Origin of the sequence: Pseudahrensia aquimaris (genome assembly GCF_042676045.1) — a bacterium.
In the GTDB taxonomy this organism is placed as follows: Bacteria; Pseudomonadota; Alphaproteobacteria; order Rhizobiales; family Rhizobiaceae; genus Pseudahrensia; species Pseudahrensia aquimaris.
On sequence record NZ_JBHTJV010000009.1, the window covers coordinates 127,941 to 141,838 of the forward strand.

The 13,898-nt window shown below is 56.9% G+C and carries 13 protein-coding genes; 9 read left to right on the forward strand and 4 right to left on the reverse strand.

The annotated features are described in order from the left end of the window. Positions 1–19: 19 nt before the first annotated feature. Positions 20–955, forward strand: coding sequence for a carbohydrate kinase family protein (locus tag ACFQ14_RS09455; protein WP_377212488.1), 936 nt, complete (start codon positions 20–22; stop codon positions 953–955). Positions 956–958: 3 nt separating this feature from the next. On the opposite strand, the gene ACFQ14_RS09460 is transcribed toward ACFQ14_RS09455, so the two are convergent. Next, positions 959–2,068: a transporter substrate-binding domain-containing protein gene (locus ACFQ14_RS09460; RefSeq protein ID WP_377212489.1), complete on the reverse strand. Its 1,110-nt coding sequence runs from the start codon at positions 2,066–2,068 to the stop codon at positions 959–961. Positions 2,069–2,181: 113 nt separating this feature from the next. On the opposite strand from ACFQ14_RS09460, the gene kynU reads away from it, so the two are divergent. The 3 genes from kynU to fahA all read left to right on the forward strand — a co-directional run bounded on the left by kynU (position 2,182) and on the right by fahA (position 6,064). After that, positions 2,182–3,378 carry a kynureninase gene (gene kynU, locus ACFQ14_RS09465; RefSeq protein WP_377212490.1) on the forward strand — a complete coding sequence of 399 codons (1,197 nt, stop codon included), beginning with the start codon at positions 2,182–2,184 and terminating at the stop codon, positions 3,376–3,378. Positions 3,379–3,451: 73 nt separating this feature from the next. After that, positions 3,452–4,807: a homogentisate 1,2-dioxygenase gene (gene hmgA / locus ACFQ14_RS09470; protein ID WP_377212491.1), complete on the forward strand. Its 1,356-nt coding sequence runs from the start codon at positions 3,452–3,454 to the stop codon at positions 4,805–4,807. A 9-nt stretch (positions 4,808–4,816) separates the two neighbouring features. Then, a complete protein-coding gene (gene fahA, locus ACFQ14_RS09475; protein WP_377212492.1) occupies positions 4,817–6,064 on the forward strand; it encodes a fumarylacetoacetase in 1,248 nt (415 codons plus the stop codon). Here the strand turns inward: fahA and ACFQ14_RS09480 are convergent. From ACFQ14_RS09480 to ACFQ14_RS09490, 3 genes are read right to left on the reverse strand one after another with little or no spacing between them, the layout of a single operon-like run. Next, positions 6,061–7,155 carry a M24 family metallopeptidase gene (locus ACFQ14_RS09480; RefSeq protein WP_377212493.1) on the reverse strand — a complete coding sequence of 365 codons (1,095 nt, stop codon included), beginning with the start codon at positions 7,153–7,155 and terminating at the stop codon, positions 6,061–6,063. The genes fahA and ACFQ14_RS09480 overlap by 4 nt on opposite strands. Before the next feature lie 10 nt (positions 7,156–7,165). After that, positions 7,166–8,251: a Gfo/Idh/MocA family protein gene (locus tag ACFQ14_RS09485; protein ID WP_377212494.1), complete on the reverse strand. Its 1,086-nt coding sequence runs from the start codon at positions 8,249–8,251 to the stop codon at positions 7,166–7,168. Between the two features lie 6 nt (positions 8,252–8,257). Beyond that, positions 8,258–8,983 (reverse strand): GntR family transcriptional regulator, encoded by a 726-nt coding sequence (locus ACFQ14_RS09490; protein ID WP_377212495.1) that lies wholly within the window; start codon positions 8,981–8,983, stop codon positions 8,258–8,260. Between the two features lie 86 nt (positions 8,984–9,069). On the opposite strand from ACFQ14_RS09490, the gene ACFQ14_RS09495 reads away from it, so the two are divergent. From ACFQ14_RS09495 to ACFQ14_RS09515, 5 genes are read left to right on the forward strand one after another with little or no spacing between them, the layout of a single operon-like run. Continuing rightward, positions 9,070–10,227 carry an LLM class flavin-dependent oxidoreductase gene (locus ACFQ14_RS09495; RefSeq protein WP_377212496.1) on the forward strand — a complete coding sequence of 386 codons (1,158 nt, stop codon included), beginning with the start codon at positions 9,070–9,072 and terminating at the stop codon, positions 10,225–10,227. Then, on the forward strand, positions 10,227–11,129 hold the full coding sequence (locus ACFQ14_RS09500) for an aldo/keto reductase (protein WP_377212497.1): 903 nt from the start codon (positions 10,227–10,229) through the stop codon (positions 11,127–11,129). The genes ACFQ14_RS09495 and ACFQ14_RS09500 overlap by 1 nt, the downstream gene beginning before the upstream one ends. Before the next feature lie 20 nt (positions 11,130–11,149). Next, the gene (locus tag ACFQ14_RS09505; protein ID WP_377212498.1) at positions 11,150–11,686 is read left to right on the forward strand and encodes a flavin reductase family protein; all 537 of its coding nucleotides are present in this window, start codon (positions 11,150–11,152) and stop codon (positions 11,684–11,686) included. Positions 11,687–11,740: 54 nt separating this feature from the next. Then, complete coding sequence (locus ACFQ14_RS09510) at positions 11,741–12,343, forward strand: TRAP transporter small permease (protein ID WP_377212499.1); 603 nt, start codon at positions 11,741–11,743, stop codon at positions 12,341–12,343. Between the two features lies 1 nt (position 12,344). After that, positions 12,345–13,871 carry a TRAP transporter large permease gene (locus ACFQ14_RS09515; protein WP_377212500.1) on the forward strand — a complete coding sequence of 509 codons (1,527 nt, stop codon included), beginning with the start codon at positions 12,345–12,347 and terminating at the stop codon, positions 13,869–13,871. The last annotated feature ends 27 nt before the right edge of the window (positions 13,872–13,898 follow it).

A 13,898-nucleotide genomic window follows, 5' to 3' on the forward strand; every position in this document is an offset into this window, starting at 1 on the left:
TCATCATCGGGAGTTTGAAATGATACTGTGTTGCGGCGAAGCGCTGATTGATATGCTGCCCGATGTGAATGGCAAAGGTGAGCATGTGTTACGACCAGTGACTGGCGGTTCGGTTTTCAACACCGCCATCGCTTTAGGGCGCTTGGAAGAAACTACAGGTTTCTTCTCCGGTGTTTCCAACGATGGTTTTGGACGCAAGCTGATTGCCGATCTTGAAGATTCCTCCGTCGATCACTCTCTTTGCCTCCGCAGTGACCGCCCGACAACACTCGCCGTTGTCGATCTGAGTGATGGCAACGCCACCTACACTTTTTACGACGAAGGCTCCGCTGGCCGCGAAATCTTGCCCTCTGATATGCCTGCCGTCCCGGGAAACGTTTCAACGTTGTTGTTTGGCGGTATTTCGCTGATTCCCGAACCTTGCGGTAGCGCTTATGAAAGCCTTCTCATAGAAAATTCCGCAAACCACCTCACCTATATTGATCCCAACATCCGCCCCAACTTCATTGACGATGAAGACAAGCACCGCACCCGCATTCGTCGCATGATTGAACACAGCGATATCGTCAAAGTCTCCGACGAAGACCTAAGCTGGATCGAGCCGAATATGGACTTCAACGCAACGGCACAGAAATGGTTGGGCCACGGCACGTCGATCATCTTGATCAGCCGGGGCGGCGATGGGTCGGAAGCCCATTTCAAGGGCGGTGTCGTGAAAGCACCGGCGGAGAAAATCACCGTCGCAGACACGGTAGGTGCCGGCGATACATTCAGCGCGGGCTTCCTCTCTTCGCTGAATGGCCAAATCGGCTTGGGTAAACAAGCCCTGGCGTCCTTGGATGAAACAGTCCTTCAACGTGCCCTTGCCTATGCCAACAAAGCCGCAGCCATCACAGCTTCCCGCGTTGGAGCAAACCCGCCAAGGCTGAACGAGATGTCCGGCGACGTTGCCTAACACTTACTGTTGACGACCGAACCATTTCGCATACAGCTGGCCATATTGGCCATTTTCCCGCAACCGCAAGATGGTTCGGTTTATGTCCTCGCGAAGAGCGCTGCCGCGTGGCAACACAACTCCGTATTCATCATTGTTGAACGTCGCTCCAACCAAACGAACATTACCGCGTCCCGCTCGCTGCGCATAATATTGCAGCACCGGCGCATCGTGAACGACCGCCTCAACCTGCCCATCGCGCAGTGCAGCATAAGCCTCTTCAATGCGCTCCACGCGCACAAGATCGGCCTCCTGCCCCCGACGCTCCAGAAAACGAGCGCTCGTACTTTTATCGATCACCGCAACAGGGCGACCAAACAAGTCATCCGGCCCAGAAATCGAACCGCGCAATTCCTGCACGGTAACCGTACTCGTCACCACAGCGGTGAAATAGGCGAACATGAAATAGCCAAAGATCATCCAGAACAGCGCAAACAATTTGCCCCGCACTCCCGAAGGCGCCTTATCGCCATACCCCACCGTCGTGATGGTAACGATCGCCCACCAAAACGCATCCCACACGCCATGAGGATAATGCGGCGAAAATTGGGGGTTGGTCTTACGTTCCAAAAACCAAGTGATGTGGGAGACCACCAAAACGGATGCAAGAAAGACAATCGCCGCGATCAAAAAACCCTTTGACCAAAACAAGTCCCGCACCGCGGCCCAAATCTGTATGCCATCTCCACCATCACCGCTCGCCACCATAACGCGCAGGCCAGAACGAAAATAGGAATGGGAAAAATCAAATTCCGCTTCCCGCTCAGCCGTAATTGAAACGGCGGCAATCGCCAGATCCGCATCGCCCTTGCGCACCCCGTCAAACAGTTCGCCCAATGTTGGCACGAAAACGTAGCTCGATTGCCAGCCGTTTTGTTCTGCAATCAAGTCCCACAATTCAATGGAAAATCCCTGCGGGTTTTCTGCGTCATCAGTGACAAAGGGCTCGATAGGCTTGATAGCAACTTTCAGCAGTCCGGGCTGAGTGCTGGATTGAGCAAAGGCTGAAAACGAGCCGAAAAACGCGACCGCCAGCATCAGTAAAATTCGAACGGCCAATACGTTTCCCGTCACAACAAGCCCCTGAAATTTTACCTTCGCAATCCAAAAATGAGCCTAGCAGACTTTTTACAGGCGACGATATAGGGTCCGCTCAACTGGAAAAATACGACATTAAGGCTCGCAAAATGGCTCCAACTGACATTTGCAGAAAAGACAGCTTCTTCCTGCCTGAAGGAATGATCTATCTCGACGGAAACTCACTCGGCCCCTTGCCAAAAGCCGTATCCAAAAGAGTTGCCAACACCATTGAGGAGCAATGGGGAAAATCGCTGATCGGTGGCTGGAACTCGTGCGGATGGATGGATCAACCCTCAACACTGGGAGATCGCGTCGGCAGACTGATCGGCGCGCCGGAAGGATCAACTGTGATGGGCGATACTTTGTCCATCAAAGTCTACCAAGCCGTCGCCTCAGCACTTGACATGCGGCCCCAGCGGAAGGTCATTCTTTCCGACACGGGCAATTTCCCCACCGATCTCTACATGGCCAAAGGGTTGATCGACAGCCTCGACCAGGACCACGAATTACGAGTTGTGGAACCGGACGCAATCGCCGAGGCAATCGATGAAACGGTGGCCATCGTCATGCTAACCCATGTCGATTACCGCACAGGACGAATGCACGATATGGGAGCAATCACCAAAGCCGCCCATGCGGCTGGGGCGGTGATGATTTGGGATCTTGCTCACAGCGCAGGTGCCGTTCCCGTCGATCTTGCCGGATGTGCGTGCGAGTTTGCCGTTGGGTGTACCTACAAATACCTCAACGGCGGCCCCGGCGCTCCCGCCTTCATCTATGCGCGGCCCGATATTGCCCCCACTCTACGCCCCGCCTTGGCAGGCTGGCTCGGACACGATGCGCCCTTCGCCTTTGATCTGGACTACCGCCCTGCTCCCGGAATTGACCGGATGCGCGTCGGCACACCACCGGTCTTGCAGATGGCTTCGCTGGAAGCCGCGATGGACGTATGGGACGGGGTGAACATGGATAATCTGCGCGCCGCCTCCATCGAATTGTCAGAAACCTTTATCGCGGAAGTCGAGCGCCGTTGCCCGCACCTCACCCTTGAAAGTCCGCGCGAACCAAGCCTTCGCGGCTCGCAAGTCTCGTTTTCGTTCCAGCACGGGTATGCCGCCATGCAGGCCGTGATAGCACGTGGCGTGATTGGCGATTTCCGGGCGCCCAACATAATGCGCTTCGGCTTCACGCCGCTCTATATCGACAAGCAGGACGTTCTAAAGGCCGTGGCGATCATTGAAGACGTCATGTCAAACCGTCTTTGGGACGATCCCAAATATCAAAAGAAAGGGCGCGTCACTTGAGGGTTTTGCCGTGTTGTGAGTCGGTCACTCAAGCCTTAATCTGAAACCAGATGCTCAAACCAGCGAGGCGACCATGAACACCCATGTCCAGCGCGACCAGATGATCCAAGCCCCGTCCCTGCCCGGCCCCCATGAAGGCTATATGCCGGGCTTCGGAAACGACTATGAGACGGAAGCCCTGCCCGGCGCACTGCCGCAGGGCATGAACAGCCCGCAAAAGTGCAACTACGGCCTCTACGGCGAGCAATTGAGTGGCACGGCGTTTACAGATGTGCGCCCCGAGCGGACATGGTGCTACCGCATCCGTCCATCGGTGAAGCATTCACACCGATATGAGAAAATCAGTCTGCCCTTCTGGAAATCTGCACCACATATTCCCCAAGACGTCACCAGTCTGGGTCAATACCGTTGGGATCCGCTTCCCCATACCGAGGAAAAGCTCACCTGGCTGACGGGAATGCGCACCATGACCACCGCGGGCGACGTGAACACGCAGATCGGCATGGCCGCTCACGTCTATCTGGTCACGCAGAGCATGGAAGACGCCTATTTCTACAGCGCTGACAGCGAACTGCTGGTTGTGCCGCAAGAAGGCCGCCTACGCTTTTGCACCGAGCTAGGAATCATTGATCTGGAACCGAAGGAAATCGCCATCATTCCGCGCGGCCTCGTCTACCGTGTTGAAGTGTTGGAAGCCCCCTGCCGCGGTTTCGTTTGCGAAAACTACGGACAGAAATTCGAACTTCCGGGCCGCGGCCCCATCGGCGCAAACTGCATGGCCAATCCGCGCGACTTCAAAGCACCCGTCGCCGCCTTCGAAGACCGCGAAACGCCGTCAACGGTCACTATCAAATGGTGCGGCCAATTCCATGAAACCAAAATCGGCCATTCCCCGCTGGACGTCGTCGCATGGCACGGCAATTACGCACCCGTGAAATACGATCTGCGCAGCTATTGCCCCGTCGGCGCGGTCCTGTTCGACCATCCAGACCCGTCGATCTTCACCGTGCTCACAGCACCATCGGGCCAACCCGGCACGGCCAATATCGATTTCGTGCTGTTCCGCGAACGCTGGATGGTGGCGGAAAATACATTCCGCCCGCCGTGGTATCACAAAAACATCATGTCGGAATTGATGGGCAACATTTACGGCCAGTACGATGCCAAGCCCAAAGGCTTCATTCCCGGCGGCATTTCGCTCCACAACATGATGCTGCCCCACGGACCCGACAAAACCGCTTTCGAGGGCGCAAGCAATGCGGAGTTGAAGGCGGAAAAACTCGACAACACCATGTCCTTCATGTTCGAGACCCGCTTCCCCCAACACCTGACCGAATTCGCCGGCAAGGAAGCCCCGCTGCAAGACGACTACATCGATTGCTGGGAAAGCCTAGAGAAGAAGTTCGACGGCACATCGGGCAAAAAGTAGATTGCAAACATGACCAAGCTGACACGCTCTTGGGTGGAAAGCGCCAACAGCGCCAACCACCCTTTCCCGCTCAACAATCTGCCCTATGGCGTCTTTTCCACCGCAAAAGAAGACGCGCGCTGCGGCGTTGCCATTGGCAATGAGATACTTGATGTGCGTGCGCTGGAAGAGGCAGGTATCGTGTCATTCGGTGGAGCCTTTGCGCATCCTACATGGAACGACTTCATGGCCCTTGGCAGCGCAGAATGGAGCCGCTTGCGACAGGAACTCACTGCGCTGCTGTCCGAAGCAAGCACCCAAGCAAACACCTTGCGCCCGCATCTCGTTTCCCAGAAAGACGCGACACTGCACATGCCCTTCAACGTGGCGGAATTCACCGATTTCTATGCGGGGCGAAACCATGCAGTGAATGTGGGCACCATGTTTCGCGGCGCGGAAAACGCCCTACCGCCGAACTGGCTGCACATACCCATTGGTTATAACGGCCGCGCGTCATCCGTGGTTGTCTCCGGCACACCCGTTCACCGCCCATGGGGCCAATTGAAAGGTCCAAACGACGAAACGCCACGCTTCGCGCCTTGCGAGCGCTTTGATCTGGAACTGGAGATCGGTGCTATCGTCGGCACGCCATCAAACAATCCGCTCAGCGTCGATGAAGCCGATGCAGCGATTTTTGGCTACGTCCTGCTGAACGATTGGTCAGCGCGCGACATTCAAGCGTGGGAATACCAGCCGCTTGGCCCTTTTCAATCAAAAGCGACGGCCACGACCATCAGTCCCTGGATCGTCACCAAGGCTGCGCTCGAACATTTCCGGATCGATACGCCACCCCGCGAAGTGGCGTTACTCGATCACCTCAAAGACACCGGGCCAATGCTCTACGACATCGACCTCGCCGTCTCGCTCGCGCCGCAAGGCCAAAAGACATCCGTTCTCAGCCATACCAACATGCGCGAGCTATATTATTCCGCCGCCCAACAACTCGCACACCACTCATCCTCCGGCTGTCCCATGCGCACCGGCGACCTGTTGGGGAGCGGGACAATTTCCGGCAGCGAAAAACATGAATTTGGAAGTCTGCTGGAAATGTCTTGGGGCGGTAAAGAACCTGTCACCTTGGACAATGGCGAGACGCGCACATTCCTCCAAGACGGCGACACGCTCACGCTTACAGGCAAAGCGAGGGGCGATGGCTACACGATCGGTTTTGGCGATTGCGTCGGAACGATTCTTCCAGCGCACGAGCGCAAAGACTAAACCGCCACCGTCACAAAATCGCGCGACAAGCCAGACAAAATCTCCGGCCCGTCAGCCCGCAGGATAACAATGTCTTCCAGCCTGATACCAAAACGACCCGACAGATAGATGCCCGGCTCGATGGAAAACACAGCGCCTTCCTGAAGCACGGTTTTCGACGTGGATGTGATATAAGGCGGCTCGTGAACCTCGATGCCCAAGCCATGCCCCGTGCGGTGCATGAAATAGTCGCCGTAACCCGCTGCCGAGATCACATCGCGTGCCGCCTTGTCCACGACACGAGCCTCAACACCGGGCCGTGCTGCTGCCATAGCTGCTTGCACAGCAGCTTCAACAACCGAGTGAACTTCCTCATAACCCTCTGGCGGCTCACCAACGACCACCATGCGCGTCATGTCACTTGGAAAGCCATCTTTGCGCGCACCGATGTCAACGACGATTGCATCGCCAGCCGCAACCTTCCGCTCGCCCGTTGCGTGATGGGGAAAGGCGCCGTTGCCGCCTGCACCAACAATACAAAACTCTGTGCGTCCATCTTCGGTCCCATGCGCCTCACGAACCACTGCCGCAATTTCCAACTCGCTCATGCCAGGCTTGATCGCCTCAGCTGCAGCAAGGAAAGCACGGTCATTCAGCAAAGCATTGCGCTTTAAGACAGCATATTCGTCCTCGTCTTTGCACATCCGTAACGCACCGACCGTAGCTTCCGTGAAGACGTGACGAGCATTAGGGAGATGATCTTTAAGCAACAGCGCAAAGTCAGCCCGCATGGTTTCATCCAGCGAAATCGTTTCTGCGTTTCCTGCGCCAATATCTGCCAAAGCCGTCTTCAGCGCAGTGTCCGGCCCATCGGCGTCCGCCCACATATGGAAACTCTGATCGGTATGTTCCCGCGAGCCATCGGCGTTAAGCGACGGCATCAGCATGGTTGAACCGTTGGCTGAAACGAGCAGCAAGCAAGGCCGTTCATCGGGGTGTGGCGCAAAGCCAAGCAAATATTGCATATGCGCGCCTGGCCCCAGTGCCGTGAGATCAACGCCTGCCTTGGCCATTTGGCCTTGCAGCGCCTGCAACCGCTCTTCGCTTTTCATCACTATGTCCTCACAATTCCACGGCCTGTCCGGTCAACGCAGATTGTTGCGCCGCCATGCCGATCTTCACGGCCAGCAAACCGTCGTTCAACCCCACTTCTGGTTCACCCCCCTTCAACACCATCGCGTGAAATCGTTGGTGCTGGTAGAAGGTCGATCCGTTGTGATCCCCCGCTTCCAACAGGGTCGGGTCGACAGGAATGGGCTTTTCGATCATCCCCTGCGGATCGCGCGGACTCACCAACAGCTTAGGCACAGGCGCGGGACCGCGCTCAGCAGGCCAAAAGCGCCCCGGACCCGGCACAAAACACTCGATTTTGCCTTTCGGCCCAAGAGCCGTGACCATTTCCTGATAATCCGATCCTTCCGCAAACATGCACAATTCCAGCATGGCACGAGCACCGTTGGCGAAATCGACGATCACATATCCATTGTCCCAAATGTCAGAACGCTGGCCGTCGTAAACCTCATCCAGATGGTTCACCGCTTGGCCGGCAGAGGCCATCACACGCACTGGCTCGCTTTGTAAGATAAGCCGCATAAGATCGAAAAAGTGGCAGCACTTTTCCACCAACGTGCCGCCAGACTTTGCATTGAAGCGGTTCCAGTCGCCCACTTTCGGCAAAAACGGAAAGCGGTGTTCGCGGATGGTCAGCATCTTGATGCCACCGGTCGCATCCGCAGCTTCTTCAATGAGCGCCGCGATGGGCGGCATATACCGATATTCCATCGCCACCCAGATTGGCGCGGCATAATCCGATTGTAGCTTCGTGATGATCGCTTCATCTGCCGGATCGGTGATCAGCGGCTTTTCACACAAAATCGGCAGCGCTCGGATGGCAGCAATGCGGCGCAATTGATCCGCGTGCTGATAATTCGGGCTAACGATGACGAGGCAATCCACATCATCGCGGCGCACAAGACCTTCAAGCGTGTCCTCAAATTCAACATCCAGCACCAGAGCCCGCGCCGCAGCGCGCATGTCAGCGTCCGGCTCCACAATCGCGGTGATTGCGGTATCGTCCAGCAATTGGATGTTGCGGATGTGCTCTTGGCCCATCATTCCGCAGCCGATCATGCCATAGCGCAAAGTCATCTTGTTCTAGCTCCACCGCGCGATATAGCGCGTCGTGCTGGGGTCAAACCACGTTCTGGAATATTCCGCACTCACATTCTCAGGGTCAAAGCCTTGGCGTTCAACATATCCCCAAATCGCTGGCTCTTCGCTGCCGAATCCGTCCGGTCGCCAATCCGGCACCGGAGCAACAGAAACCGAATCTTCCGCCCGCATGACCCAAAGGCCCAACCTCTCACGGTAATAGACGTAAAGAGAATCCGGCAAATCGCGCATATCCACCCCTTGGGAAAACCGCCCATCCAGCCAGATTTCCTCCAGCGCAGCATCAACGCCACTCAACCTCCGCAAGCGCCTGATCCGCAGAACCTCCTTAGAGCGCCCAAAGTGGGGCAGATCGTCAGGTTTCTCCATGGCATCAACCGAGAGAACATCAGCGCTCGGCAAACCGCCGCCGCCGATCTTCTCCAGATGAAAAAAGCCGTAGATGGTCTGCGCCTCTTTCGAACGGCGCACGTAGTTGCCCGATCCTTGCACGCGTTCGAGCAAACCCTTTTCCGTCAAATCACCCAGCGCCTTGCGCAACGTGCCCACGGCAACGCCGAGCTGCGCCGCCATTTCCCGCTCCGGTTCCAGCTTTTCCCCATCAGCCAAAATACCCGCCTGAATGTCCCGCGCCAGCAACTCGCTGACCTGAACATGGAGTGGTAAGCGGCCGGGCCGGGCGCTGAATGGGGTTAGTGTTTCACTCATAATTGATACACGATTGATACATGGTTCTGCATTTGATACACAGGCGGACCGGTAACGCAATTATTCCGCTTGAGAGCGCACGCAAAATGTCCATCGTTCCCATCCGATCAGCCGATACAACGGCCGCAGAAGTCTCGTGGTTCGCGCCCCTGTGTTCGGACGACTACCGCTATTTGGGCCAACCCGAAGGTGAATTGCGCTCGTCTTGGGAAAACACCTCCGCCATCATTCGCCGCGCCGACGAGTTGGGCTTCCGCAACATCCTGTGTCCCTCGTCCTATCAGGTGGGCCAAGACACACTGACCTTCGTGGCCGGCAACGCGCCGCTGACGAAAAACATCAACATGCTGGCCGCCGTCCGCTGCGGCGAGATGCAGCCGATCATGCTGGCCCGCACCATCGCTACACTCGATCACATGCTAAAGGGTCGACTGACGGTCAACATCATCTCGTCCGACTTCCCCGGCCAAAAAGAAGACAGCGCCCATCGCTACCAACGCTCCCGCGAAGTAGTGGAAATTCTGAAGCAGGCGTGGACGCAGGATGAAATCAACCACCAAGGCGAAGTCTACCAATTCGAGGGTCTGACCACCGATCCTGCCCGTCCCTATCAACAAAACGGCGGTCCGCTTCTTTATTTCGGCGGCTATTCCCCTCCCGCGCTCGATCTATGCGGCGAGCATTGCGACGTCTATCTGATGTGGCCGGAGAAAAAGGAAGAGCTGGCAGAGCGCATGAAAGCTGTCCACGAACGCGCCGCCCATTATGGCCGCGTGCTCGACTACGGCCTGCGCGTCCACATGATCGTGCGCGACACCGAACAAGAGGCCCGCGAATACGCCCGCGAACTCGTCTCGAAACTCGATGACGAACAGGGCAAGCTCATCCGCGAACGGGCGCTGGACGCCGCGTCGCTTGGCGTGTCGCACCAAGCAAAAAACCGTGAACTGGCTGACCTCGAAGGCTATATCGAGCCGCATTTGTGGACGGGCGTTGGCCGCGCCCGCTCCGGCTGCGGTGCGGCCTTGGTTGGCTCTGCCGATCAAATCCTGTCGGAGATCGAAGACTACAAAAAAATGGGCATCCGCGCTTTCATCTTCTCCGGCTATCCGCACATGGAAGAATGTGAGCATTTCGGCAAACTCGTTCTGCCGCATCTGGAAACCTGTTCCATGCCTCAGCTTCAGGGCCGCGTTCCCGCCGCCACCCCCAACACGCCGCTGGGCGTGGGAGAGAGAAAATAATGCAGCGCATCAAGTTCAACGACTCGCTCGAAATGAGCCGCATCGTCTACGGCATGTGGCGCTTGGGCGACGATCCCGACACGTCCCCCGTTCACATTCAGGCCAAGATAGAAGCGTGCCTGGAGCAAGGCATCACCACGATGGACCAGGCGGACATCTACGGCGGCTATGAGGCCGAGGAATTGCTGGGCTCTTGCTTTAAACAGTCCCCATCGCTGCGCGATAAAGTCGAGATCGTCACCAAATGCGATATCGTGGCCCCCGCTGGCCGCTACGCTGATGCGCGGGTGAAGTACTACGACACATCCGCCCATCACATTGGCGCGTCTATCGACCATTCACTGCGGCTGATGAACATCGACCACATCAACCTTCTGCTGATCCACCGCCCCGACCCGATGATGGACCACCATGAAACGGGTGCGGCTCTTGATGCTGCGGTATCATCCGGCAAAGTTGGCTCAATCGGCGTGTCGAACTTTAAGCCCCACGATTGGAACCTGCTGCAATCGGCGATGAGCAACAAACTTGTCACCAACCAAATCGAGATTTCGGTTCTGGCTCACGAAGCTTTCACCAACGGCGATATTGCCTTCCACCAGCAGCACGGCGTCTCGCCAATGGCTTGGTCGCCGCTGGCGGGCGGTGCGCTGTTCGACGAGGGCAACGCAGACACCAAGGCGCTTCGGGACGGGATGAAGCGCATTGCTTCCGATCATGGCGTTGGTGTTGACGCGCTTGCTGTGGCTTGGCTGCTGGCCCACCCATCCAAAATCCTGCCCGTCATGGGCACGAACAAGATTGACCGCATGAAAGACTTCTCCGACGCACTCAGGGTCAACATGGATCGCCAGACATGGTTTGAAATCTACACCCTTGCCCTCGGCCGCGAGGTAGCGTGATGGATGCGACGGCAAACACGATGACCACAACCGAAGACACAATCGAGGTGCAACGCCCGCGTGCCGAGATGCTGACGCCATCGGCGGACAATCAACGCGCTTACCGCAACGCATTGGGCGCTTTCGCGACCGGAGTGACAATCATCACCGCAAACGGCAGCAATGGCCCCATTGGCATGACGGTCAACTCCTTTGCCTCCGTTTCTCTCGACCCCGCGCTCGTCCTGTGGTCGCTTGCAAAATCATCAGGCCGATACCCATCCTTTGCAGAAGCAAAGCATTTCGCAATCCATGTGCTGGAACGCGACCAGCAAGACCTTGCACTCGCTTTCGCAAAAGACGGTGCGGCCTTTCACTGCTGTGAGTGGGAGCTGGACGCAAATGGCGTGCCACTGATCGAAAACACTGTTGCCCGCTTCGACTGTACAACCAGCGCCGCCCACGACGCTGGCGATCATCTTATCATCGTCGGACAAGTTCACAGCTTTGTAAAAAATCACGGCGAGGCACTGGTCTTCGCCGACGGAGCATTTGGAGGCTTCCACACGGGCGGCTGACGTGCTTGCATCAACAACGGCCACGGGAGGTGGCCATCCTGGGGAGGATAACAGTTGAACGTTTTGCAAAGCCTCATCGGCTTGTTGGGAGGGATAAACGCCCGCGTTCTGCGCTGGGGCCGTGGCATCGGCGCTGTCGCCATGGCGCTGATGGTAGCTGCCGTCCTGCTGCAAATCTTCTACCGCTACGTTCTCAACAACGCCCTTCCCTGGCCGGAAGAAGCCGCCCGCGCCCTGATGATCTGGATGATGGCACTCGTCGCGCCTTCAGCTTATCGCTACGCCGGTTTCGTCTCCATAGACATGCTGCCGGACCTGCTGCCGCCGCGCATTCGCGCACTTCTCATGCTTGCAATTATGGGTCTGTCGCTGATTGTAATGATTGTCATGCTTGGCCACGCTTGGGCGCATTTCTCGGCACCGCTGTTGTTTGATTCCTCCGGCCTCAACCGACTGCTGCAAGACAGCGGCATCAACCAGTTGCTGGGCACCGAACTGCAATTCCGCACCGCTTATGTTTATCTGGCCATGTCGGTGCTGATGGTCATGCTGATTTCGGTATCAGTGGAACTTATCCTGCGCGCCATTGGTCGCTTGATCTGGAGCGATGAGGACTTCCCCGCGCCGCAATCGCCCATGTCGATGGTGGGAGACTGATATGCTGGTCTGGTTCCTGCCGCTGTTTCTCATTTTCCTGCTGATCGGCGTTCCCGTCTTCTTTGCCATGCTCGCAGCGCCGGGCATCATGCTCTATCTCAACGGCCAGGAGCGCGATATCGCGCTCATGTACCGAAACATCTTCAACGGCATCGACAACGGTGTGCTGCTGGCGATACCGTTCTTCATGCTGGCTGGCGAACTGATGAACCGCGGAGGCATCACCGAACGCCTCGTGTCGTTTTCCCAAGCCATCATCGGTTCCGTGCGCGGTGGGCTGGCGCAGGTGAACATTCTCTCATCCATGCTGTTTGCCGGAATGTCCGGCTCGGCGGTAGCAGACACATCTGCTTTGGGCTCGATGCTCATTCCAGCGATGGAAAAGGAGGGTTATACCCGCCGCTTTGCTGCCGCCATCACAGCTGCATCTTCGGTCATCGGTCCAATTATCCCGCCTTCGGGCATCATGATTATCTACGCCTATGTCATGGAAGTTTCCGTGGCAGCGCTCTTCGCAGGCGGCATCATTCCCGGCGCACTGGTCGGTATCGGCCTGATGATTGTCACGCGGCTGATGGCAAACCACTATGATTACCCACCGGCGCAGCGCGTGCTACTCGACGATGTTTCCATCGGCGCAGGCGAAAACCTGGCAGCCCGCATCATCGCACGGTTGATGCTCGCAACCGTTCTGTATCCTGCGGTGGTCAAAGTCCTAGCCAGCGAAGGCGACCGCGATTGGGCCACTTTCGGGATCTTTTTCGCCATCGCCTTTGCAGTGTCGGAAGTCTTCTTTCAAATCCAGCGCCGCCTTGTGTCCGATACATTCCGCACGATAGCCAAACGCGCCGTGCTGCCCCTGCTCACGCCCGTCATCATTCTGGGTGGTATCTTGGGTGGCATCGCTACTCCAACAGAAGCCTCTGCGCTGGCCGTAGCCTATGCAGCCCTTCTTGGCCTGCTGGTTTTGCGAACCCTCAAAATGAGCGAATTGTCGAATGTGCTCATCAAGTCGGCCATCACATCTGCCGTGGTTCTTTTGCTCGTCGGCGCTGCGATGGCGTTCAAAACGGTGGTGTCGCTTTCCTACGCAGCGGAGAACCTCGCCCAGTGGATCCTGACGCTCACGTCCGATCCCCTGATGCTGCTGCTGCTGATCAACATCCTGCTCTTCATAGTCGGCATGTTCCTGGACGCTGGCCCGGCCATCATCATCCTTGGTCCAATCCTCGCGCCAATCTTCATCAATCTCGGCATCCACCCCGTCCACTTCGCCATGATTATGTCGGTAAACCTCACCGTTGGGCTGGCAACGCCCCCCATGGGGCTCGTGCTGTTCGTGGCCAGTTCGGTGTCCGGCGTTAAGGTGGAGGCCATATCCAAAGCCATACTTCCTTTTCTGGCGGTTGAAGTTTTCGTCATTTTTCTCATCACCTACTTCCCCATCATTTCGCTGGGCATTCCCACTTGGTTGGGCTTCGTCAAAGACGCCGATCTTTTTGGGCCAATTTTGAGGGCATTCATGTGAGCGCCTGCAAAGCTAACCGTTGACCGC